The sequence below is a fragment of the Idiomarina sp. Sol25 genome, from assembly GCF_033052775.1.
Lineage (GTDB): Bacteria > Pseudomonadota > Gammaproteobacteria > Enterobacterales > Alteromonadaceae > Idiomarina.
In genome coordinates this window covers 553900-576311 of sequence record NZ_JAUPEW010000001.1, presented here as the reverse complement: position 1 = coordinate 576311, position 22412 = coordinate 553900, and the positions used below count along the sequence as shown (strand labels likewise).

20 protein-coding genes are annotated in these 22412 nt (G+C 45.9%); 4 read left to right on the top strand and 16 right to left on the bottom strand.

Annotated elements, in window-relative coordinates:
• Positions 1–90 precede the first annotated feature (90 nt).
• Together ppsA and Q5L94_RS02785 are read left to right on the top strand one after the other, a co-directional pair.
• Positions 91–2457 carry a phosphoenolpyruvate synthase gene (gene ppsA, locus Q5L94_RS02790; RefSeq protein ID WP_317496953.1) on the top strand — a complete coding sequence of 789 codons (2367 nt, stop codon included), beginning with the start codon at positions 91–93 and terminating at the stop codon, positions 2455–2457.
• A gap of 2 nt (positions 2458–2459) precedes the next feature.
• Entirely contained in the window at positions 2460–5489 is a 3030-nt protein-coding gene (locus Q5L94_RS02785) for an FAD-binding and (Fe-S)-binding domain-containing protein (protein WP_317496952.1), read from the top strand.
• Positions 5490–5503: 14 nt separating this feature from the next.
• On the opposite strand, the gene Q5L94_RS02780 is transcribed toward Q5L94_RS02785, so the two are convergent.
• The 6 genes from Q5L94_RS02780 to Q5L94_RS02755 form a co-directional block, all read right to left on the bottom strand.
• Positions 5504–6541: a Glu/Leu/Phe/Val dehydrogenase dimerization domain-containing protein gene (locus Q5L94_RS02780; protein WP_317496951.1), complete on the bottom strand. Its 1038-nt coding sequence runs from the start codon at positions 6539–6541 to the stop codon at positions 5504–5506.
• A gap of 132 nt (positions 6542–6673) precedes the next feature.
• Positions 6674–7816, bottom strand: a complete 1143-nt coding sequence (locus Q5L94_RS02775) for a cupin domain-containing protein (protein WP_317496950.1) — start codon at positions 7814–7816, stop codon at positions 6674–6676.
• Positions 7813–9183, bottom strand: a complete 1371-nt coding sequence (gene purB, locus Q5L94_RS02770; RefSeq protein ID WP_317497196.1) for an adenylosuccinate lyase — start codon at positions 9181–9183, stop codon at positions 7813–7815. Before purB ends, Q5L94_RS02775 begins: the two co-directional genes overlap by 4 nt.
• Positions 9184–9223: 40 nt before the next feature.
• A complete protein-coding gene (hflD, locus tag Q5L94_RS02765) occupies positions 9224–9844 on the bottom strand; it encodes a high frequency lysogenization protein HflD (protein WP_317496949.1) in 621 nt (206 codons plus the stop codon).
• Positions 9841–10956, bottom strand: coding sequence for a tRNA 2-thiouridine(34) synthase MnmA (gene mnmA, locus Q5L94_RS02760; RefSeq protein WP_317496948.1), 1116 nt, complete (start codon positions 10954–10956; stop codon positions 9841–9843). Before mnmA ends, hflD begins: the two co-directional genes overlap by 4 nt.
• An 80-nt stretch (positions 10957–11036) precedes the next feature.
• Entirely contained in the window at positions 11037–11612 is a 576-nt protein-coding gene (locus Q5L94_RS02755) for a pseudouridine synthase (protein ID WP_317496947.1), read from the bottom strand.
• A gap of 106 nt (positions 11613–11718) precedes the next feature.
• On the opposite strand from Q5L94_RS02755, the gene Q5L94_RS02750 reads away from it, so the two are divergent.
• Positions 11719–12474 carry a hypothetical protein gene (locus Q5L94_RS02750; protein ID WP_317496946.1) on the top strand — a complete coding sequence of 252 codons (756 nt, stop codon included), beginning with the start codon at positions 11719–11721 and terminating at the stop codon, positions 12472–12474.
• A 7-nt stretch (positions 12475–12481) separates the two neighbouring features.
• Positions 12482–13327 (top strand): glucosaminidase domain-containing protein, encoded by an 846-nt coding sequence (locus tag Q5L94_RS02745; protein WP_317496945.1) that lies wholly within the window; start codon positions 12482–12484, stop codon positions 13325–13327.
• Positions 13328–13396: 69 nt separating this feature from the next.
• Here Q5L94_RS02745 and ttcA read toward each other — a convergent pair whose 3' ends face one another.
• The 10 genes from ttcA to ccoN form a co-directional block, all read right to left on the bottom strand.
• A complete protein-coding gene (gene ttcA / locus Q5L94_RS02740; protein ID WP_317496944.1) occupies positions 13397–14299 on the bottom strand; it encodes a tRNA 2-thiocytidine(32) synthetase TtcA in 903 nt (300 codons plus the stop codon).
• A gap of 66 nt (positions 14300–14365) precedes the next feature.
• Positions 14366–15292, bottom strand: coding sequence for a universal stress protein UspE (gene uspE, locus Q5L94_RS02735; RefSeq protein ID WP_317496943.1), 927 nt, complete (start codon positions 15290–15292; stop codon positions 14366–14368).
• Between the two features lie 68 nt (positions 15293–15360).
• A complete protein-coding gene (locus Q5L94_RS02730) occupies positions 15361–16032 on the bottom strand; it encodes a sulfite exporter TauE/SafE family protein (protein ID WP_317496942.1) in 672 nt (223 codons plus the stop codon).
• Complete coding sequence (ccoS, locus tag Q5L94_RS02725; protein WP_317496941.1) at positions 16004–16189, bottom strand: cbb3-type cytochrome oxidase assembly protein CcoS; 186 nt, start codon at positions 16187–16189, stop codon at positions 16004–16006. The genes Q5L94_RS02730 and ccoS overlap by 29 nt, the downstream gene beginning before the upstream one ends.
• The gene (locus Q5L94_RS02720) at positions 16186–18564 is read right to left on the bottom strand and encodes a heavy metal translocating P-type ATPase (protein ID WP_317496940.1); all 2379 of its coding nucleotides are present in this window, start codon (positions 18562–18564) and stop codon (positions 16186–16188) included. The genes ccoS and Q5L94_RS02720 overlap by 4 nt, the downstream gene beginning before the upstream one ends.
• 4 nt (positions 18565–18568) lie before the next feature.
• The gene (locus tag Q5L94_RS02715; RefSeq protein WP_317496939.1) at positions 18569–19066 is read right to left on the bottom strand and encodes a FixH family protein; all 498 of its coding nucleotides are present in this window, start codon (positions 19064–19066) and stop codon (positions 18569–18571) included.
• 53 nt (positions 19067–19119) lie between these two features.
• On the bottom strand, positions 19120–20073 hold the full coding sequence (gene ccoP / locus Q5L94_RS02710) for a cytochrome-c oxidase, cbb3-type subunit III (RefSeq protein ID WP_317496938.1): 954 nt from the start codon (positions 20071–20073) through the stop codon (positions 19120–19122).
• Positions 20066–20248 (bottom strand): cbb3-type cytochrome c oxidase subunit 3, encoded by a 183-nt coding sequence (locus Q5L94_RS02705; protein ID WP_317496937.1) that lies wholly within the window; start codon positions 20246–20248, stop codon positions 20066–20068. Before Q5L94_RS02705 ends, ccoP begins: the two co-directional genes overlap by 8 nt.
• Positions 20248–20868, bottom strand: a complete 621-nt coding sequence (gene ccoO, locus Q5L94_RS02700) for a cytochrome-c oxidase, cbb3-type subunit II (protein ID WP_317496936.1) — start codon at positions 20866–20868, stop codon at positions 20248–20250. Before ccoO ends, Q5L94_RS02705 begins: the two co-directional genes overlap by 1 nt.
• Before the next feature lie 11 nt (positions 20869–20879).
• Positions 20880–22316 (bottom strand): cytochrome-c oxidase, cbb3-type subunit I, encoded by a 1437-nt coding sequence (gene ccoN, locus Q5L94_RS02695; RefSeq protein WP_317496935.1) that lies wholly within the window; start codon positions 22314–22316, stop codon positions 20880–20882.
• Between the last annotated feature and the right edge of the window lie 96 nt (positions 22317–22412).

Sequence of the window (22412 nt, the reverse complement as noted above, 5' to 3'; positions counted from 1 at the left end):
AGCGATTGTAGGTTCGATATTAACTTGTTGGGCCACAGCGTGTAAAATAGATGTCACTTCCATGCCGAAAAATCAATTAAGGATTGTGACGTGCAAGAATACGTAGTTTGGTACCAACATCTGGGAATGCAGGACGTAAACCGAGTTGGAGGCAAAAATGCCTCGCTGGGTGAGATGATCAGTAACTTAGCCGGAGCAGGAGTTGAAGTGCCCGGTGGTTTTGCAACAACGGCTGATGCCTATAACCAGTTTCTGGAGCAAAGTGGCTTAAACGATCGTATTCACGATTTGCTCGACACGCTTGATGTTGATGATGTTCAGGCATTAGCACAGGCTGGGAAGAAAATTCGTCAGTGGATTATTGATACACCGTTCCAGCCGGAATTTGAAACGGCCATTAAAGACGCTTTTGCTGAGTTAAGTGAAAACAATGACGAATTCAGCTTTGCGGTACGCAGTTCTGCCACGGCAGAAGATATGCCGGATGCTTCATTTGCCGGGCAGCAGGAAACTTTCCTGAACGTACGTGGCCTGGGTAGCGTTATGGAAGCCATTAAACATGTGTTTGCTTCGTTGTTTAACGACCGCGCTATTTCCTATCGTGTTCACCAGGGCTACGACCACCGCGGTGTTGCGTTGTCGGCTGGTATACAACGTATGGTTCGTAGTGATATCGCGTCTTCCGGGGTTATGTTCAGCATTGATACAGAATCGGGCTTTGATGACGTGGTTTTCATTACTTCATCATACGGTCTCGGTGAGATGGTCGTGCAGGGTGCAGTTAACCCTGATGAATTCTACTTACATAAGCCAACGTTAAACGCAGGGCGTCCTTCAGTGCTGCGCAGAACCTTGGGTAGTAAGAAAATCCAGATGATTTTTTCTGACGACAGAGAACATGGAAAGCAGACATTAATTGAAGACATCGATTCAGCTAAAAGTCAGACATTCTCGGTAACCGACGAAGAAGTCGAGATACTGGCTAAACAAGCTCTAATCATTGAAGACCATTATGGTCGTCCAATGGACATTGAATGGGCAAAAGATGGCGTCGACGGAAAGCTTTACATTGTTCAGGCACGTCCGGAAACCGTACAGTCGAACCAAAAAGGGCAAGCCATTGAACGTTTTGCGTTAAAAGCAAAAAGTGACGTCGTCTGCACAGGGCGTGCTATTGGCCAACGTATTGGTCGTGGTGTTGCTCGTGTTTTGAACGACATTAGCGAAATGGACAAAGTGCAGCCGGGCGACGTATTAGTGACCGATATGACCGACCCCGACTGGGAACCAATTATGAAACGCGCGGCCGCCATTGTTACTAACCGCGGTGGTCGTACTTGCCATGCAGCAATTATTGCACGCGAACTGGGCATTCCAGCGGTAGTTGGTTGCGGTGATGCAACTGACCATATCAGTAATGGTCAGGCCGTTACAGTTTCTTGTGCTGAGGGAGACACCGGTTATATCTACCAGGGTGAACTGGACTTTGATATTACCGAGTCACAGATAGACGCTATGCCGGATCTACCACTGAAAATTATGATGAACGTGGGTAATCCGGACAGAGCCTTCGATTTTGCCGGCCTGCCGCATGCGGGTATTGGCCTTGCTCGTCTCGAGTTCATTATTAACCGCATGATAGGCGTTCACCCTAAAGCCTTGCTTAATTACGAACAGCAAAGTGACGAACTGAAACAGACTATTGATAGCATGATGGCCGGTTACAGCAGCCCTCGGGAATACTACGTAGCGCGTTTAGCCGAAGGTATTTCTACTTTAGGTGCTGCATTTTCGCCAGAACGCGTTATTGTGCGTATGTCTGACTTTAAGTCGAACGAGTACGCCAATCTTATTGGCGGAAAGCAGTATGAGCCTGGTGAAGAAAACCCAATGCTGGGCTTCCGTGGTGCGTCTCGTTATATCTCTGAAGAATTCCGTGACTGCTTTGCATTAGAGTGTGAAGCAATTAAACGCGTTCGTAACGATATGGGTCTGACCAATATCGAAATCATGATCCCGTTCGTAAGAACCCTTGAAGAAGGTCGCAAGGTTATCGAACTTTTGGCCGAGCAGGGGCTGGTTCAGGGCGAAAATGGTTTACGCGTTATTATGATGTGCGAGCTGCCCTCTAACGCTTTGCTGGCTGATGAATTTCTCGACATCTTCGACGGTTTTTCGATTGGTTCTAATGATTTAACCCAGTTAACTTTAGGCTTGGATCGTGATTCTGGTGTTATCGCGCACTTATTTGATGAGCGTAACGAAGCTGTGAAGAAACTGCTGGCAATGGCCATTCAAACGGCGAAAAAACGCGGTAAGTACGTTGGTATTTGTGGTCAGGGACCGTCGGATCATCCTGATTTTGCAGCCTGGTTAGTTGATCAGGGCATTGATTCGGTCTCGCTGAACCCAGACACCGTTATTGAAACCTGGATGTACCTGGCGGAAAACTTATAAATATGACTGTATTACCTGAGATTGCTGCTGAGAATGCGTTACCAAATGACTACCGGCACTTTATTGAGCAGGTAAGAAGCTCAGAGTTTGCAGGTGAAATTGACGTGAGTTATTCGGGCCGTTTAATCGCGGCCACGGATAACAGCGTTTATCAAAACCTGCCTCAGGCCGTTTTGTATCCTCTTAATCAAACTGATCTTGTCTTGCTGATGAAGCTTGCAGGTCAGGAAAATAATAGCAGTGTGCAGTTCTCTCCCCGTGGAGGTGGCACCGGCACCAATGGTCAGTCTCTAACTTCCGGTATTGTGGTGGACTTAAGTCGCCACATGAATAAAGTGTTGGAAGTTAATTCAAAAGAGGGCTGGGTGCGAGTACAGGCTGGTGTCGTAAAAGATCAGCTCAACGACATTTTGCGCCCACACGGCTATTTCTTTTCACCTGACTTATCGACCAGTAATCGTGCCACGCTTGGTGGAATGATCAATACTGACGCATCTGGTCAGGGCTCTTTGGTTTATGGGAAAACCAGCGACCACATTCTTGGTCTGAAAACCGTGTTGCTGGACGGCTCTGTGCTGGATAGCGGCCCGGTCTCGCTTGAACAGGCGGAAACTATTGCGCGGCAGGATAATCGTATAGCCCGAGTTTACAAGCAGGTTATTGATACCTGTGTGGGCGAAGCTGAGAATATTCGTGATAAATTTCCGCCGCTGAATCGGTTTTTAACCGGTTATGACTTGAAACATTCCTATAATGCCGAGCAGCAGAAAATAGATGTTTCGCGAATCATTGCGGGCTCAGAGGGAACATTGGGCTTTGTCAGCGAAGCTCGTCTGAATATTACTCCTATTCCCAAACATCGGGTGTTGGTGAACGTAAAGTACTCAAATTTCCAGGCGGCTTTAGAAAATTCACCTTTTTTAGTTGATGCCAAAGCAACCTCAGTAGAGACAGTTGACAGTACCGTACTGAACCTTGCCCGTCAGGATATAATTTGGAAGTCGGTTGAGCCGCTGTTGTCTGATGTCGAAGGTCAGCGCATGGATGGCATCAACATGGTTGAGTTCACCGGGTTAAATCAGGAAGAAATAGACAGTAAAGTGAGCTCTTTAACTCAACGTCTGGATAAGCTGATTAAAAGCAAAGACAGCAAAGGGGTTATTGGTTATCAAGTCTGTGATGACTTGCCCAGCATCCAGCTTATTTATGCGATGCGGAAAAAATCGGTGGGCTTGCTGGGCGCAACTAAAGGACGCCGCAAGCCCGTCGCTTTTGCAGAAGACACCGCTGTACCGCCGGAAAAACTGGCTGATTTTATTAACGAGTTCCGTGCTCTTTTAGACGCTAACGGCCTGCATTATGGCATGTTTGGCCATGCAGATGCCGGAGTTTTGCATGTGCGCCCGGCGCTTGACCTGTGTGAGCCAGAAGATGAAGTTATGCTCAGGCAGATCAGTGATAAAGTTGCTGAACTGACACAAAAGTACGGTGGACTCATGTGGGGCGAACACGGTAAAGGGTATCGCTCGGAGTACGTACCGGCATTTTTTGGCGAGCATCTCTATACCGAATTGCAAAAAATTAAGGCGAGCTTTGACCCCTTTAACCAGCTAAACCCGGGGAAAATTTGTACACCGCTTAACACTGATGCCGAGCTTATCTCTGTCGATGCCGTTAAGCGCGGATTCTTTGATCGCCAAATACCGATAGCTACACGCGACAGCTATAAAAACGCGATGGATTGTAACGGTAATGGCTTGTGCTTTAATTACGATCCTAAGTCTGCTATGTGCCCCTCTTATAAAGTAACGAGGGATCGTCGTTATTCACCCAAAGGGCGGGCAGGGCTTTTACGTGAATGGTTACGACTTACGCACAACGCCGGCTATAACGCGGCTGAAAAGCCGGAGTCAGTAGGCTTTGCGAAACGTCAACTAAACCGCTTTACGACAAAAAATGATTTTAGCCACGAAGTGAAAGAGTCCATGGACAAATGTCTGGCTTGCAAGGCATGTACTAACCAGTGCCCGGTCAGTGTCGACGTCCCGACGTTCCGCGCTCGTTTTTATGATCATTACTACAGTAAATACGCTCGTCCGTTAAAAGACTATCTGGTCAAAGGTATTGAAAAGACTGCTCCTGTAGCGAGTAAGTTTCCCAGGCTGAGTAATTTACTGATTAATAATCCGTTAAGCCGGTTTGTACTCAAATATGGTATTGGCTACGTCGATACGCCGTTGTTCTCAACGCCCAACTTAAGATCGGCCTGGCGCCAAAACGGGCTTATAGAGTTAACGACAGAGCAGGTAATGAGCCTGACTGAGGAAGAGAAGTCAAAGGCGGTGGTTATTGCGCAGGACCCTTTCACAACATTCTACGAAGCTGATCTTGTCGTAAAACTGGGGCTGCTTATTAGCAAGTTAGGTTACACGCCAGTTTTAATGCCGTTTATAGGTCATGGTAAAGCTCAGCACGTAAAAGGCTTCATCAGTGACTTTGAGAAAACAGCCGATAAAGTGACTAAACAGTTAAAACCAGTTTCTGATGCTGGTATTTCTTTAATTGGGCCCGACAGCTCTACGGCATTGATATTCCGGGACGAGTATCGCAAGGCGCGGGATGGGCAGTTGCCCGAAGTTAACGTAATGACGGTTGTAGAATGGCTTAATACTTTAAATTTTGATGATATGAGTTCATTTAGTACCAGTCGTTACGGCCTACTATTGCACTGCACCGAGCAGAGCTTCGTACCTGAGTCCGCCAAACAATGGCAGACCTTATTCCAAAACCTGGGACTGAAACTGGACGTTGTTAATGTGGGTTGCTGCGGCATGGCCGGTACATTTGGTCATGAAAAACAGAACCAGGAAGACAGCCGGGGACTTTATCAGATGGGTTGGCAACAAGCGGTTCAGGAGTACGGAAGCAGCGGAGTACTGGTTACTGGATTTTCGTGTCGCTCACAAATAAAGCGTTTAGAAGAAAAGCGGGTGAGACACCCGCTTGAGATAATATTACAAAGCCTGAATTAACTCAGGCTTTTATTTTACTGTTTACCTTTGGCGATGATTTCTCGAGCCATTTGGTCTGCAACAGCTCCCGTAGGACGGTCTTCGTCGTTTGCGCGAGCAAAAAGCTGGTCTAAGGTTTCGTAGATACCACGAACGCGTTTATCGGTTTCTTCCAGGCTCATATTAGCGGCTTCAGAGCACACATGAATAACACCACCGGCATTAATTACATAATCAGGTGCGTAAAGGATGCCCATGTCTTTTACTGCTTGATCGTGTTTAGGGTTGGCTAACTGGTTATTCGCGCTTCCTGCAATAACTTTAACTTTCAGCTGCTTTAACGTTTCGTCATTGATAGTAGCACCTAAAGCACATGGCGCGTATACGTCAGCTTCTACGTCGTAGATTTCATCAAGACCAACAGCTTTTGCTCCCAGTTCTTTAACGGCGCGCTCGATGGCTTCTTCGTTTATATCGGTAACAATTAGTTCAGCGCCTTCTTCTGCACAATGCTTAGCGAAATCGTAGCCAACAGCTCCCAGGCCCTGAACGGCGATTTTAACGCCTTTAAGATCTTCGCTACCTAATTTGTGTTTTGCTGCCGCTTTTAGACCAAGGTAAGTACCCAATGCTGTGTGCGGTGAAGGGTCGCCAGCTTTTTCTGCTGTACCGGCAACGTGGCTGGTCTCTTTTGCGACCATACCGATGTCTTCAGTGCGAATATTGACGTCTTCAGCGGTAATGTAACGACCGCCTAAAGATTCGATAAAGCGGCCATAAGCACGGAAGAGTTCTTCGCTTTTGATTTTCTTGGCATCACCGATAATAACCGCTTTACCACCACCTAACGGCAGCCCGGCCATTGCGCTTTTATAAGTCATACCACGAGACAATCTCAGTACGTCTGTTAGCGCTTCTGCTGAAGAAGCATAATTCCATAAACGAGTACCGCCAAGGCTCGGGCCTAGAGTTGTATCGTGGATGGCAATAATGGCTTTTAAGCCTGATTCCTGATCATGACAAAACACCACTTGCTCATGGTGATCAAATTCGGGATGCTCGTATAAAGACATGAAATTCAATTCCTTATTGCTTCAAAAATTGCGCGAACATTACCATTTAGAAAAGGTCCGCGCTACTTTGTTGAGTGAATAAATTTAGGTATTTAAACAGGCGTTTATCAACTCTTGTTTACACAGAATCACTTAAGATTCGTCAATGTATAAGTAGATGATTCCCTGATTAATGGCTTCGGCAATGAGCTCATACTCGGCTGATGATTTCGCCAGCTTAGCTAGTTCTTCAAGAGTTTCAGAGCCTTGCAATTGCGCCAGCCATTCCGCTGTAGTTAAAGCTTCTTGTGAAACGTGAAAAGCTTCACCATTGCCGTAAAACTGCGTATCGCTAAGTTTTAAGAAACGGGCACCCGAAGCTTTTTCAATAAACGCATTTTGTTGCGCGAGCAGAGTCGGAATTTGCTCAGCGGTGGTCGGCAACTCTGGTTCGGGAAGAGGGCGTTTAGACTGGGAAATGATTTTTGCTAGCAATGCATCAGTGCCTTCGCTTGCCAAAGCATCTTTTAGAAACTGCTTTAATGCACTTAGCTGTTTTTCCTCAATAATCCATGAAACGTCTTTGCTGCTAAGAGTTGGGTCCTGATAACGCTCCTGCATTAACTCCTGTTGCATCGCAATATCACCTAACTGCAACAGTAGCTCGGCTTTCGATGGAGCACGAAAGCCAACAGAGTAGTTTAAAGATGGCTCCAGCGAAACTCCGTCATGAGGACACCCAGCAGGAATATATAAAACGTCGCCGGCAGTCAGATGCTCATCGATAACCGCTTCGAATTCACCTTTTATCTGACAGAGATCTTCCGCAGGCTGATGTTCCTGCATTGCTTGTCGGTCGCCAACCCGCCAATGCCGGGAGCCTGCGCCCTGAACAATAAAAACATCGTACTGATCCAGATGAGGGCCAACACCGCCGTTTTCACAGGAAAAACTGACCATAACGTCATCAATGCGCCAGTCGGGCAGAAAGCGGAAAGGTGTTATCAATTCACCTACGTCCGGTAGCCACTCGTTTACTGACTGCACCAATAAAGTCCAGTCGGTTTCTCCGAACTTTTCGTAGTCCTCAAATGGACCGTGAGTCACTAACCAACCCGACTCAGTGTCCGCCCGAGATTCAATAACCCGCGAGTCAGCGCCTTCTTCCATCGCTAGTCCAGCCAGAATTTCAGGGCTGACAGGGTCGGTAAAATCAGCAAAGCCCTGTCGGATAAGACAAGGCTTTTTCTGCCAGTAATTTGCTAAGAAGTCGTCTTTATCAAAAGCTAATTTCATACAAGATCATCAACAAATTGAGTAGCACGGCCAATATAATTAGCCGGAGTCAGTGCTTTCATTTCGTCTTTAGCCGCGTTAGGTACGTCTAAAGAGTCAATAAATTTCGCCAGATCATCGCTGGTAATACGCTTACCGCGAGTTAAGGTCTTTAGCTTCTCGTATGGTTTTTCAACACCGTAGCGACGCATAACAGTTTGTACCGGCTCCGCCATTAATTCCCAATTTTCATCCAGCTCAGCCGCTAAACGGGCTTCGTTAACTTCCAGTTTACTTAAACCTTTTAAGGTTGCCTGGAATGCGATAACAGTATGGGCAACACCCACGCCTAAATTACGCAAAACGGTTGAGTCAGTCAGGTCGCGCTGCCAGCGTGAAATAGGCAGTTTCTGAGCTAAATGCTGCATAACAGCGTTTGCAATACCCAGGTTACCTTCGGAGTTTTCAAAGTCGATAGGGTTTACTTTATGAGGCATGGTTGATGAGCCAACTTCGCCTTCAACAGTACGCTGTTTAAAGTGGTTCAATGCTATATAGCCCCATACGTCACGATCAAAATCAATGAGTACAGTATTAAAACGAGCTAATGCATCAAAGTATTCGGCAATGTAGTCATGCGGTTCAATTTGCGTTGTGTAAGCGTTCCAGCTCAAGCCTAATGAAGTAACAAATTGCTCTGAAATATGGTGCCAGTCAACGTTAGGGTAGGCTGCCAGGTGCGCGTTGTAGTTACCGACGGCACCATTTATTTTGCCCATAACATCCACAGCTTTAAGCTGTGCCAGCTGACGCTGTAAACGCACGGCAACGTTTGCAAACTCTTTGCCCATTGTGGTTGGTGTTGCTGGTTGCCCATGTGTACGGGCCATCATAGGAACGGCTTTGTGTTCTTTCGCCAGCTCTTTAACCCGGTCAACAAGCTCCTGCATCATAGGCAGTAATACTTCATCACGAGCCGTGTTCAGCATTAAGCCATGAGAAAGGTTATTAATGTCTTCGGACGTACAGGCAAAGTGGATGAACTCGGACACTTTATTCAGTTCTTTGTTATCTGCCACTTTCTCTTTCAGAAAGTACTCGACCGCTTTCACGTCGTGGTTGGTGGTACTCTCGATAGCTTTTATGCGTTCAGCGTCGTCGACCGAGAAATTCTCAACAATGGAGTTCAGTATCTGTGTTGCTTCTTTACTCAGCGCAGGTACTTCTTTAATACCGTCAACGTCTGCTAATAATTGTAACCAACGAACCTCAACAGTCACTCGAAATTTAATCAATCCGTACTCACTGAAAATAGGGCGTAGCATTTCTGCTTTTGAGGCGTATCGTCCATCAACAGGTGACACCGCCGTCAAGGAGGAAAAGGGCAACATAAACTGGCTCTCCGAGGGTTAATTAAATCGTTAATTGTTATGCGACATGCAGCAATTGCTGCGCTGTATCTAACATTTTCTTTCTAGAAAACACGAAATGACGACGCTTGCCGCCTACTTGCTGCCAAAGCACGGCACTGCGAATGCCAGCTAGCAACAAGGTTCTAATATGGTGTTGATTTGAGTCGCGTTTTAAAAACTCCGGGTTACCATTAATGCGAATGGGTTGTCCCAGGGGACTTATCAGTTCGCGATAAATTCCGGCTAAGCTTTGCTGTACACGTTGACTTTCAAACTCAAATTCTTCTTTTTGGCGTTTGACCTGAGCAATTTGCTCGCCAAGTGAATCAAGTATTTCAGGTTGCCTTAGTAAGCGTCTGGAAAGGTGAATCAACCCCACCAGATAACGGGTAACTTCAATGTCTTTACTTTTATTATTGCCTGCCTGACGAATAAACGCCTGAATGCCAGGCTGAATATTATCGAGCCCGCCGTATACATCTTCTATATTATTTGGGTTCTGCTGAAGAAGGCTGTGTACAAGCGTATCAGTGATAGATTCAGGGTAAAGCTCTCCGCTGCGAGCCAGCTTCTGCACAGCCATAGCACTTAACGACATACCAGCTAAGGCAATTACCCGTTGCTGCCATTCGTTCATAGCTTGACCTCAAAGTCAGTAATGCGCTGCTCTATTATGCCACCGCCTAAACACACATCATTACTGTAGAATACCGCAGACTGGCCTGGGGTAACCGCTGCAACCGGTTCTTTAAATTGAACCTGAAAGTCACCATCACTAAGCGGCGTAACCCGGCAGGGAATATCCTGCTGGCGGTAGCGCGTTTTCACCGTGCAATCGAAGGCCTCCGATGGGGCGTTTCGATTAACCCAATGCAGTTGTCCGGCAATAAGGCCTTGAGAGTATAGACGCGGATGGTTTTTCCCCTGCGCTACAATTAAAACGTTACGTTCGACATCTTTGTCGACAACATACCAGGGTTCGCCGGAATTATCGGCCATACCACCTATATGCAGACCTTTGCGCTGACCCAGAGTATGATACATCAGGCCTTCGTGTTGGCCTAAGCTTTCACCTTCAACGGACTCAATAGGACCCGGTTTGGCAGGAAGGTATTGCTGTAAAAAGTCTTTAAATTTGCGCTCGCCAATAAAGCAAATGCCGGTCGAGTCTTTTTTATCGGCTGTTACCAGGCCTTGCTCCTCCGCAATACGGCGAACTTCGGGTTTCTCCAGTTCTCCCACCGGGAACAGAGTCTGGGCAATGTGTTCGTGGCTCAAGGTATACAAAAAGTAGCTTTGATCTTTATTGCTGTCTAAGCCCCGCAGCATTTCCCATTTGCCATCATGCCGTTGACGACGCACATAGTGTCCGGTCGCAATATAATCGGCATCTAATGCGTCAGCGGCAAACTCAAGAAAGGCCTTAAATTTAATTTCTTTGTTGCACATAATGTCGGGGTTAGGCGTGCGACCCGCCTTGTATTCTTCCAGAAAATACTCGAATACATTGTCCCAGTATTCTGCAGCGAAATTGATTGTGTGCAGCTCTATACCCAGCGTTTCACAGACTTTTTCAGCGTCAGCTAAGTCGTCGGAAGCGGCGCAGTATTCGTCAGTATCGTCTTCTTCCCAGTTCTTCATGAACAGGCCTTCTACCTGGTAGCCCTGTTGCATAAGAAGGTAAGCTGAAACGGAGGAGTCGACGCCCCCGGACATTCCGACAATGACTTTTTTACTGGCATTTGACATAGGTTAACCCTAACTGACTATAGCTCCTGAATTGGCTGCGCATTCTATCATTTTAGCGCGCACGAGGGTAGCTCAGGAAGTTACCAAACGGGTGGCTCTGAACGCCATTCCCCGGGCTGCATTGTTTTTAATTGAAAAGGACCCACTGCGGCTCGTATCAGACGTAGGGTTGGCAAACCAACATGCGCTGTCATGCGACGAACCTGGCGGTTTTTACCCTCGCGAATTTTAAGGCAGAGCCAGCTGTCCGGAACACTTTTGCGCTCACGAACGGGAGGGTTTCGTGGCCACAAGTTCATTGGTTCAGGCATCACGAAGGCTTCAGCAGGGCGGGTCATTCCGTCGTTTAGCTCGACACCATTTCTTAATTGCTCTAATTGCTCTTCGCTTGGATCACCTTCTACCTGCACCCAATAGGTTTTCCACACTTTGTACTTAGGATTAGCAAGTCGAGCCTGATAAACGCCGTCATTGGTTAGCAACAACAACCCTTCGCTGTCTTTATCAAGACGCCCGGCGGGGTAGACGTCGTTATGGGGAATAAACGGCTTTAAAGTCTGGTCGCCTTCTTCTCCGGTAAACTGAGATAAAACGCCGTAAGGCTTGTTCAGTAGAACCAACTTGGGGTTTGCCGGTCGTTTTTTCTGCGATTTCATGACTGCCTCAGATTGTTCTGTCGATTTAAATTGGATCGTACCAGAGGATACTCTAGTATATCGGGCGCTAGTTTATCTTACTGATCAAAAAAGTGTGGGAATTTCTGTGGATGATAACAAAGTAACAATTGGTGGCTCATTAGTTGAATCGCTTAAAGGAAACTATCAGCTGTCGTTGCGGCAAGTTTTTGAGCAGGCATTTAACATTACCAAATCGAATCTGACTCCTTTAATTGGTGGCTTTTTGGTTTTACTGGGTATTAATGTGGTGATGGTGCTCATTTTGATGAACGTGTTTTCGATTGAGAGCCTGCAAACATCAATAAAAATTCAGTACTTTTCCAGCATTTTACAAGCTGTTATCAGTGCTCCTCTGTTAGGCGGTTTGATGCTAATGGGCATCAAGCACAGCGTTGGTATCGGTACAAAAAGCGCCGATGTCTTTAACGGGTTCAATGTAATGTTTCCTTTAATTGCAGTTTCTCTGATAAGCACTTTGTTAAGCATTGTCGCCAGTCAACTCTTTGGGTTGATTCACCCAAACGTTTCTATTTTGGCGCAACTTTACATTACGGTTATTTTGATACTCGCCATGCCTTTAGTTATTGAGCGAGGAGTGGGCCCGCTAAACGCCTTGTACTATTCAATAAAAATCATCCATTTCAAGCTGCCTAAGTTTATCTTGTTATTTTTGATTCTTGCGGGCTTGTTACTTCTGGCTGTTATTCCTTTTGGATTAGGCCTTATTTGGATGTTGCCAATGATGTATAACCTTCTGGGAGTGGTCTATCGGGAAGTCATTGGCGTAACCGTTATTGATAAACCCAAAAAAGACAGCTCGTCTGAGAATATTTCGGCTTGAGGATTACATGCGATTATTAACCATATTACTATTTATTGTATTAAGTGTAGCGGCATTATTTTTACCTTGGCTTATTAAAGATACCGCGTTAGAAACTCCTGAACAGTCAGTCACAGCTCATTTACCGGCCATTCCCGATGTGCCTGTTCACAGAGATTTACCTGACTTTATGTCGATGACCGATGTTACGGAAAAAAAAGAAGAGTTTTTTCGCTTTTTACTGCCAATGGTTGAAGCTGAAAATATACGTATATTGCATGACAGGGCTTACCTTAAAGCAATTTACGAGCGCTTTAAAAACAATGCGTTAACTGAGTCAGATAAAAAGCAGCTAGCGGACTGGATAGAGTATTATCGACTGGAAGACGATATTGCGATTGATGAAAATTTATTTGGTTTACTAAAACGCCGTATTGATATTATTCCGGAAATGATGGTGCTCGTTCAGGCTGCAAACGAGTCAGGCTGGGGAACGTCCAGATTTTCACGTAAAGGACTGAACTTGTTTGGTCAATGGTGTTATTCCAAAGGCTGTGGTTTAGTTCCTACCGGAAGAGATGAAGATGGCCGTCATGAAGTTGCGCGATTTGACTCGGTTAATGCGTCAGTAAGAAGTTATATGCGTAATATTAATACTCATGGTGCTTATCTGGATTTACGTTTGCTGCGAGAACAAAAGCGCTTAGATAACGAAGATATTCTGGCAAGAGATTTAATTACGGGTTTATCAAGTTATTCTGAGCGAGGAGAAGACTATATTGATGAACTACGCGCAATGATTCGTATCAATCGACCCATTGTGAAACGAGTCAGTGAGGAATTGAATACGCCGGAAGTTCCGCAACCAGAGTAAGGTTTAAGCGAAACTATATTGGAATAAATATAAGAGAGGCTCAATGAAGAGCCTCTTTTTGTATCGGGTTTAGGCTAAATGTTTGATGGGAATATTGCCAGCAAAAACAGGACTCTCTTCAGTTTCAAAGTTTGAAGTAAAGCTGTCAGTATCAAAGGCTTTATCGCCATTTTCATCAGCAACACCGTCTGCGGTAACGGCCTTAAAATCAAACAGGGCGCTGTCGGCTAAATGCGAGGGTACAACGTTTTGCATTGCCGTAAATAAGCTTTCAATTCTGCCCGGAAACTGCTTGTCCCACCCATTAAGCATTTGCTTTATTTGCTTTCTCTGCAGGTTTTCCTGAGAGCCACACAAGTTACAAGGGATAATAGGGAATTCCATTGCGTCAGAGTATTGTTCTATCTCTTTTTCACGGGCATAAGCCAAAGGACGAATAACAACATGCTCGCCGTTATCGCTTGCCAATTTAGGCGGCATGGATTTCAACTTGCCACCGTGAAACATATTCAAAAAAAGCGTTTCGATCATGTCATCGCGATGATGACCCAGAGCGATTTTAGTCGCTTTTAATTCTTTGGCTGTTCGATACAAAATGCCTCGTCTAAGGCGGGAGCATAAAGAGCAGGTTGTTTTTCCTTCGGGAATTTTTTCTTTTACGATGCTGTAGGTGTCTTCTTCAACAATTTTGTAGTTAACACCAAGCTTTGCCAGATAGCCCGGAAGCACGTGTTCTGGAAAACCTGGTTGCTTTTGATCCAAGTTGACCGCAACCAGAGAAAAACGAACAGGAGCAACTTTTTGCAGATAGAGGAGGGTGTCCAGCAAAGTGTAACTGTCTTTACCGCCTGACAGACAGACCATAATATGATCGCCGTCTTCAATCATCCCGAAATCTTGTATGGCTTTACCCACATCGCGACGAATACGTTTCTGTAGCTTATCGAAACTGTATTTACTTTCACTGGCCATAATGGCTCCTGCAACCTATTTCATCTGTAAGTTATGAGGAGCCGGATTATACCTGAGGCATTAAACTCAAGCGAGGGGACTGACAAAGTCTTCTGGCTTAATTGCCAACACATCACAATTTAACTCGTCCAGTACGTGTTCAGCTGTGTTACCTAACAAGGCTGCGCTTAACCCAGTACGGCCAATAGTGCCTAATACCACCAGTTCAGCATCGAGTTGTTTTGCGGCTTCGGGAATAACCTGTTCCGGCAAACCTTGCGACAAATGCTGATAATGGCTAGAAATTCCGTAATCGCGTCCCAGCGCGGCCATCCGGTTAAGGTGGTGCTGCTCGAGCGCGTCGCTGTATTCGCTGACATCAAACTCAGGGATTTCTACCGCTACATTGACGGGAGCGCTGGGATACGCATTAACCAGGTGAACACTGGCACTCAACACCTTACTCATTGATTGAGCATGTTCTATGATGCGTTTATTCAGGTCTTGATGGTGTTCCTCTTCCGAACCGGTATGAACGGCAGCAATTATTTGCCCATGGCTTGGCCATTCATGTTCTTTAACCAGTAAAACCGGGCAGGGGGCTTTTCGCAGTAAATGCCAGTCGGTTGGTGTAAAAATTAAGTTCTGGAAGCTTGCACTGACCTGAGTACCTTTTATTATGAGGTCGTGCTCGTGTTTTATCGCTTCTTTAATAATGGCTTCAAAAGGTCGGTTATGCCAGACCACATCGATATCAATACGAACCGAATCGGTATCGAATTCGCTCAGTACGTCGGTTAACCAGGCTCTTCTGTCCGCTATAAGATTTGAACGCATAACGTCACGTTCCTCACTGGACAGCATGGTTGTCATTTCGTAAGAAAAGTCATAAATAGACAAAAACAGTGTTAATCTGGCATCGCTCAGCCGAGCCATATGTAAAGCGCGTTTCAATGCTTTGTGCTGCTCATCTGCAGCGTCTATAACAACTAGAACGTGACGGAATGCGTCCATACTGACCTCGTAATTATCTATCTCTATTCACCCTTAAGATTAGACGAAATCAGCGGGCTTTGCAGGCTTTACTGGAAAAAAGGTTTGATTAGGGTCAGCATGCTCCATAAAGCATAAATTATGAGCAAAACTCCCATAGCAGTACGCACGCCCTGAGCGCGTAAAAAACGATGCAGGAATTGACTGAAATGTCCGGCGGCTATCATGGCTGGCAAGGTTCCCAGACCAAAAGCAGCCATGGTCAGCGCTCCATCGCTAGCTGAGCCGCTTAAAGCTGCCCAGCTTAGGGCACTATAGACCATACCGCAGGGTAACCAGCCCCATAAAGCTCCCGCAAAAAAAGTGGCAAAAATACCCGGCTTATTTCTGAGTTTTGCAGCCAGAGGCTGTATTTTCCGCCAAATTGGTCGGGCTGATTTCTCCAAATACACCAGTCCTGAAAACCATCCAGTAAAATACAATCCGAGCAACAGGAGAAAGACAACAGCCAACCAACGAAGAATGATTGTTGTATAACCACCTTCCGGAGCAAACAAGCCGATAGCCCCGCCAACCAAGGCTCCAATAAGCATGTAGGAACAAACCCGGCCTAAGTTATACAGCCAGACATGGTAGGGACGGGTATTGATACCCATGGCGCTGGCAATACCACCGCACATCATTAAGCAATGTCCGGCACCGGCCAACCCCATCAGTAAGGCTGTAACTAAATCAGCGCTTGGGTTTATCGGATTCATCATCAGCGTTATTGGTGTTATCTTCGTCGTCCATCAGAATATTGAGTCCCTGACGTTCAATGTCCTCAAACTGATCGGAACGTACCGCCCAAAAAAAGATCGCAACAGCGATAATAACAAAAATTATAGCGATGGGAATTAACGCGTAAATGACACTCATTTTCGATACAACCTTAGAGAGTTTCCTATTACCAGAAGAGAACTAAGCGACATACCAAGCGCTGCTGCCCAGGGAGCAATCATTCCGATAGCAGCTACAGGTAATACAGAAATATTATAAACCAATGCCCAAATGAAATTCTGTCTCATTATCTGACGTGTTTTGAGTGCGCTTTCTATTACTATTTTAATTTGGCTCAGAGATTCCGACATTAACACAACGTCGGCTGCCGTTTGCGCTAAATCAGATGCCTGAGAAAACGTCATTGAAAGGTCGGCTTTTGCGAGAACCGGGCTGTCATTAATGCCGTCACCAACCATCCAGACCGTATGTCCGGCTTCTTGTTGAGCCGTAACAAAAGTTAGCTTCTCTTCTGGTTTCAAGGCGCTGTGGTAGTCAGGTATGCCCAGTTCATGAGCCAGAGACTGAACTCTTGATTCGCTATCTCCGCTTAGAATTATGGGTTGATAACCATTGTTTTTTAACCAGTTAATGGTTTCAGCAGCATCTTCTCTTATTTGATCTTCCACTCTGAACTCGGCCAGCACGCGTTCTTTACTGGCAATAACCACCTGATATTTGTTAAGAGCTTTAAACTCAGGATGCCACTGCTGGATGTAGGTTTCACTACCTGCGCGATAGGACTGACCATCAAATTTTCCTTGCAGGCCAAAGCCCATCTCGTTAGTGATGTCCTGAAACGACGCCGGAGTGTCCGAGAGTTGGCTTAACGGGACCGAAAGAGGGTGCTCGGAAAAAAGCTCCAGTCCGCTAACCAGTTTATCAACGGTGTTGGAGTCGATGTAATCTTTTCGCTCAACCAACCGAAACTTTCCTTCCGTTAAGGTGCCGGTTTTATCCAAACACACTTTATTCAGGTGTTTAACGGACTCAAGGACATCAGAACCTTTTAATAAAATACCATCTCTGTTTAGTCGATGAATGATGCCAGTTAATGCTGTCGGTGCCGCAAGAGACAAAGCACACGGGCAGGTGGCCACTAATACAGCCAAAGTAACCCACAAAGCATGATCTGGCTGGATCCACCACCAGCTGAAATAGGTAATAACTGCAACGGTTAAAATTGCAGCAATGAAATAGCCCGCCAGTTTATCGATAACTTGCTGTGCTTTCGGTTTAACCGCTAAAGCCGAGTCCTGCATTGCGATGATGCCGGCCAAAACCGTTTGCTGCGCGGTTGCTGTTACTTTTATCCGTATTGGAGAATGTTGGTTAATACTGCCGGCAATAACCGCGTCCCCAAGCTTTTTCGATCTGGGCAGGCTTTCTCCGGTCAACAAGCTTTCATCAACCTGAGCTTGTTTATTCAGTAATTCACCGTCTGCAGGAATAGTCTCACCGGCTTTCACACGAATAATGTCACCTGTTCCCAGCAATTTAATAGCAACGGACTCATAGCCCTCTGGGGTTTCGCGGTTAGCCAGTTTAGGCAATAAGGTCAGACGGTTAGTGGCAAATTTTAACGCACGTTCTTTTGCCAGTAACTCCAAAAATCGGCCCGTCAACAAGAAGAAAGTAAACATGGATATGGATTCAAAGTAAACTTCGCCCGTGTTGGTTATTGTCGCGTACACACTGGCGCTGTAAGCACCTAATAAGGCGATACTGACGGGAATGTCCATGTTCAAACGCGATGCTTGTAAGGCTCTTAGAGCACCTGCGTAAAAAGGTTGTGCGCTGTAAAGAATAACCGGGGTAGCAAAAACCAGGCTGACGCTCCAGAGAAAGCGTTGCAGGTCCGGTGATAAGTCGCTGACAACGCCGAAATACAGGCCGAAGGCAATCATCATAACCTGCATAGTAGCAATGCCCGCTACACCTAACCGGCGGATATAACTCTTTCGCTGCCGTGCATATTGTTGCTCGGCTTCATTAGCCTGGAACGGCAACGCCTTGTATCCAATATTGGCTAAGGCTCTTAAAATGTCGCTTAATTTTAATTTCGCAGGAGACCAGCTAACCTGCACTCGGCGGCTGGTAACATTAACTACAGCTTTTTGTATACCTTGAAGGCGCAGCAGTTCACGTTCAATTAGCCAGCCACAAGCCCCACAGGTAATGTTCTCTACGGTAAGAGTTGCGAGCTCGGTGTCGGCTCCCTCATGTCTTACAAACTCTTTTTGTAAGTCAGGGTTGTCATAGAGAGCTAAATCATTTAATTCTTCAGGAAGAACAGGGGAGTCCTGTAGTTGAGATGTGTCTCTGTGTTCGTAATAAGCGTGCAAGTTGTGCTGAATGATGGTTTGTGCCACAGCCTGACACCCAGCACAACAGACCGGTTTCTCAGCACCTTTGTACTCAACAGCAAGGTTAATCCCTTTAGGAACAGGCTGCAGGCAATGAAAACATTCCATTCAATTAAACTCCGTATAATAACGGACGAAGCTTAGTTAATTCGGATTTTGGCAGTTGATATTTTTCGCTTACTTTCCAGACCTCATTAAACGGCTCAACGGTTATAGTCCACTTGCCTTCTATCTCTTCAGGAATGTCTGTTCGATAGGTACCATCTGAAGCAACCGTCAACATACGGGTGAAATCTTTTTCGTCTTGCGTAGCGTGAATAAAAAACACTCGTAGAGCAGACAGTTCTTCCGGCTGACCCGATGCATACTTAAGAGTAAATTGGCCTTTCTCAGCAGTAAACTCAAAAGAGATATTACGGCGTTGTGCTTCCTCGACATGCTCGATAATTGCATTGATGGTTTTGCCACGCTTGTAGTAGTCATCAACCACCATGGAGACACCGCCCTGAGATACGGACAAATAAATGATAACGCCACAAACGATCATAACGGTAACGGGAAGAGAAATAAGAAACCATGGCCAGAACTGCTTATACCAGGGTTGAATCATAATGATACCTCATACAAAAAGCCCCGCCGTAGCGGGGCTGTGTTTACTGCGTTTTATTCTTCGTTAGACAAGCTGTAGACATAAGCTGAGATAACGTGAATTTTATCCTCACCTAAGATGTCTTTCCAGGCTGGCATAACACCGTTACGACCATGCTTCAGCGTTTCTTCAATTTTATTAATTGAACCGCCGTACAGCCAGACATCGTCAGTTAAGTTTGGCGCACCAAGCTGCTGGTTGCCTTTACCATCCGCCCCGTGACACGCACTACAAACTGCGAAGTTCGCTTTGCCGGCTTCGACTAAGTCAGCGTCACGTTCACGGCCACTTAAGCTGGCAACGTAGTTGGCGAGTTCATTAATTTCTTTATCACTGAACTGCTCACCAAACGCCGGCATATTACCTTGGCGCCCTTGAAGCAAGGTGGTTTTTATATCACTTGGTTCACCGCCATAAAGCCATTCGTCGTCTGTCAGGTTAGGGAAGCCTTGACCACCCATCGCGTTCGAGCCGTGACATTGCGCACAGTTTTGCAAGAACAAACGCTGACCAACATCTAAAGCATCTTCATTGTTTGCCAACTCTTCAATTGGCTGTTTTGCAAATGCTTCAAAGATAGGGCCATACTTTTCTTCCGCAGCACGAACGGCGCGATCGTACTCAACAATCATTCCTTTTTCATGGGCTTCTTTCATTGCCTGACGAGACTCTTCTAAGGACTGAATATCCTGGTTTGAGCTTTTCCAGTCAAGTAAGCCGTTAAAGTTCCCAAGCCCAGGGTATAGAGCCAGGTATATAAAGCCCCATACAAAGCAGGCCCAGAACAAATAGGTCCACCATTTAGGAAGAGGGTTGTTTAATTCTACAATCCCATCGAAATCGTGGTCCATTTCCTGACCTTCTTCGATGTGAGTGTAATTTTTCATGTTCCAGCGCAGTAGCCAAATTAATACCACTAAGGTGGCCAGCGTTAAAACAATTATCCATGCACTCCAGAAGCTACTCATCTTTCTTCGACTCCGGTTTGTCGCTGTTATCTATTGATGATTCGTCCTCAAATATAGAATTAGCCGCATCATCAAATTGTTTTTTTGTACGGCGGCTGAACGCCCAGACCACAATGGCGATAAAAATTGCCAATATGATCAGGCTGAACACGCCGCGCCAAGTTCCGTAATCCATTACTTGTCAGCCTGCTGTAGCGTTGTGCCAAGCGATTGTAAGTAAGCGATAAGCGCCTCCATTTCAGTTTTACCCTGAACGGCTTCTTTTGCACCGGCGATATCCTTGTCTTCGTAAGGAACGCCCAATGTCCGCATAACTTCCATCTTCTTAGCCGTGTATTCACCCGTTAACTTGTTTTCTGCAAGCCAAGGGAACGCTGGCATATTCGACTCAGGAACCACGTTACGAGGGTTCATTAAATGAACGTGATGCCACTCATCGCTGTAACGGTCACCTACGCGAGCCAGGTCAGGACCTGTACGCTTGGAGCCCCAAAGGTGAGGGAATTCCCAAACGTGCTCACCAGCTAATGAATAGTGTCCGTAACGTTCCGTTTCTGAACGGAAAGGACGAATCATCTGGCTGTGGCAGTTATTACAACCTTCGCGCATATAAATATCGCGACCTTCAAGCTCTAACGCGGTGTATGGCTGCAAACCTTTTATGGGTTCATTGGTCTGGTTTTGAAACAGTAGGGGAGTAATTTCTACTAACCCACCGATAGAAACCGCAATGATCATTAAAATTGACAACCAACCTAAGTTTTTTTCAACAAATTCGTGTTTAAAACGACTCATTATTCTCTCCCTCAGGCAGTTTGTACGACGTTGCCTGCAGCTGTCTCACGACGGCCGGCACGAATTGTCTGATAACAGTTATAAGCCATCAGCAACATACCAACTACAATGAAAACACCACCGATAAAGCGGCCTGTCCAGAATGGATATGATGCCTGAACACTCTCTACGAAACTGTAAGTTAAGGTTCCGTCAGAGTTGGTTGCACGCCACATAAGACCTTGCATCACACCTGAAATCCACATTGAGACGATGTAGAAAACGACGCCGATAGTGTGTAGCCAGAAATGAACGTTCACCAGCTTAATGCTGTGAATTTCTTTCTGGTTGAACAGGCGTGGTACCAGGTAGTACATAGAGCCGATAGTGATCATTGCAACCCAGCCTAAAGCACCAGAGTGTACGTGACCCACAGTCCAGTCAGTGTAGTGAGAAAGTGCGTTCACTGATTTGATTGCCATCATCGGGCCTTCGAAAGTCGACATGCCGTAGAATGACAGAGAAACAATTAAGAAACGCAAAATTGGGTCGGTTCGTAGCTTATGCCATGCACCAGATAACGTCATGATACCGTTAATCATGCCACCCCATGAAGGTACGAACAGGATAACAGACATAACCATGCCGACTGACTGAGTCCAGTCTGGCAATGCGGTATAGTGTAAGTGGTGAGGGCCGGCCCAAATATAAAGAGAAATTAGGGCCCAAAAGTGAACAACCGACAAGCGGTAGGAGTAAACAGGGCGTTCAGCTTGCTTCGGTACAAAGTAATACATCATACCCAGGAAACCCGCTGTCAGAAGGAAACCTACAGCGTTGTGTCCATACCACCATTGAACCATGGCATCGACGGCACCTGAATAGATTGAGTAAGACTTGGTAAACGACACTGGTATAGCAAAGCTGTTCACGATATGCAGCATGGCGATAACGATGATGAAACCACCATAGAACCAGTTAGCCACGTAAATGTGTGATGTTTTACGAATAGCCAATGTGCCGAAGAAGACGATTAGGTAAGCAACCCAGACGACAGTAATTAAAATGTCGATAGGCCACTCTAGCTCAGCGTATTCTTTTGTGCTGGTAAGACCCATAGGCAGAGTGATAACTGCTGCTACTATAACGGCCTGCCAGCCCCAGAAAGTGAAAGCTGCTAACTTGTCTGAAAACAAGCTAACCCTACACGTTTTCTGAACAACATAGTAAGAAGTGGCAAAAAGGGCGCTGGTGCCAAACGCGAAAATAACAGCATTTGTATGCAGCGGGCGAAGACGGGAGTAGGTTAGCCAGGGAGTATTGAAGTTAAGCTCTGGCCAGACAAGCTGGGCAGCTATCAATACGCCTATAGCCATACCGACGATACCCCAAATAATCGTCATGACAGTAAACTGCCGGACGACTTTCATATTATATTCTATCGGTTGTTGTGGAATTGTTTGACTCATCTTTTAAATCCGCAGTGATGTAAAATCAGGAAAAAGGTGACTTTTACCAGACAGACACAATCCATGTAAAAGTGCATTTATTTTACGTCTTGTGAG

Bases quoted from the DNA above. Each gene is read 5' to 3' on its own strand.
- Q5L94_RS02785 (WP_317496952.1), top strand. From the start codon at position 2,460: ATGACTGTATTACCTGAGATTGCTGCTGAGAATGCGTTACCAAATGAC.
- Q5L94_RS02780 (WP_317496951.1), bottom strand. From the start codon at position 6,541: ATGTCTTTATACGAGCATCCCGAATTTGATCACCATGAGCAAGTGGTG.
- Q5L94_RS02775 (WP_317496950.1), bottom strand. From the start codon at position 7,816: ATGAAATTAGCTTTTGATAAAGACGACTTCTTAGCAAATTACTGGCAG.
- hflD (WP_317496949.1), bottom strand. From the start codon at position 9,844: ATGAACGAATGGCAGCAACGGGTAATTGCCTTAGCTGGTATGTCGTTA.
- mnmA (WP_317496948.1), bottom strand. From the start codon at position 10,956: ATGTCAAATGCCAGTAAAAAAGTCATTGTCGGAATGTCCGGGGGCGTC.
- Q5L94_RS02755 (WP_317496947.1), bottom strand. From the start codon at position 11,612: ATGAAATCGCAGAAAAAACGACCGGCAAACCCCAAGTTGGTTCTACTG.
- Q5L94_RS02745 (WP_317496945.1), top strand. From the start codon at position 12,482: ATGCGATTATTAACCATATTACTATTTATTGTATTAAGTGTAGCGGCA.
- ttcA (WP_317496944.1), bottom strand. From the start codon at position 14,299: ATGGCCAGTGAAAGTAAATACAGTTTCGATAAGCTACAGAAACGTATT.
- uspE (WP_317496943.1), bottom strand. From the start codon at position 15,292: ATGGACGCATTCCGTCACGTTCTAGTTGTTATAGACGCTGCAGATGAG.
- Q5L94_RS02730 (WP_317496942.1), bottom strand. From the start codon at position 16,032: ATGATGAATCCGATAAACCCAAGCGCTGATTTAGTTACAGCCTTACTG.
- ccoS (WP_317496941.1), bottom strand. From the start codon at position 16,189: ATGAGTGTCATTTACGCGTTAATTCCCATCGCTATAATTTTTGTTATT.
- Q5L94_RS02720 (WP_317496940.1), bottom strand. From the start codon at position 18,564: ATGGAATGTTTTCATTGCCTGCAGCCTGTTCCTAAAGGGATTAACCTT.
- Q5L94_RS02715 (WP_317496939.1), bottom strand. From the start codon at position 19,066: ATGATTCAACCCTGGTATAAGCAGTTCTGGCCATGGTTTCTTATTTCT.
- ccoP (WP_317496938.1), bottom strand. From the start codon at position 20,073: ATGAGTAGCTTCTGGAGTGCATGGATAATTGTTTTAACGCTGGCCACC.
- Q5L94_RS02705 (WP_317496937.1), bottom strand. From the start codon at position 20,248: ATGGATTACGGAACTTGGCGCGGCGTGTTCAGCCTGATCATATTGGCA.
- ccoO (WP_317496936.1), bottom strand. From the start codon at position 20,868: ATGAGTCGTTTTAAACACGAATTTGTTGAAAAAAACTTAGGTTGGTTG.
- ccoN (WP_317496935.1), bottom strand. From the start codon at position 22,316: ATGAGTCAAACAATTCCACAACAACCGATAGAATATAATATGAAAGTC.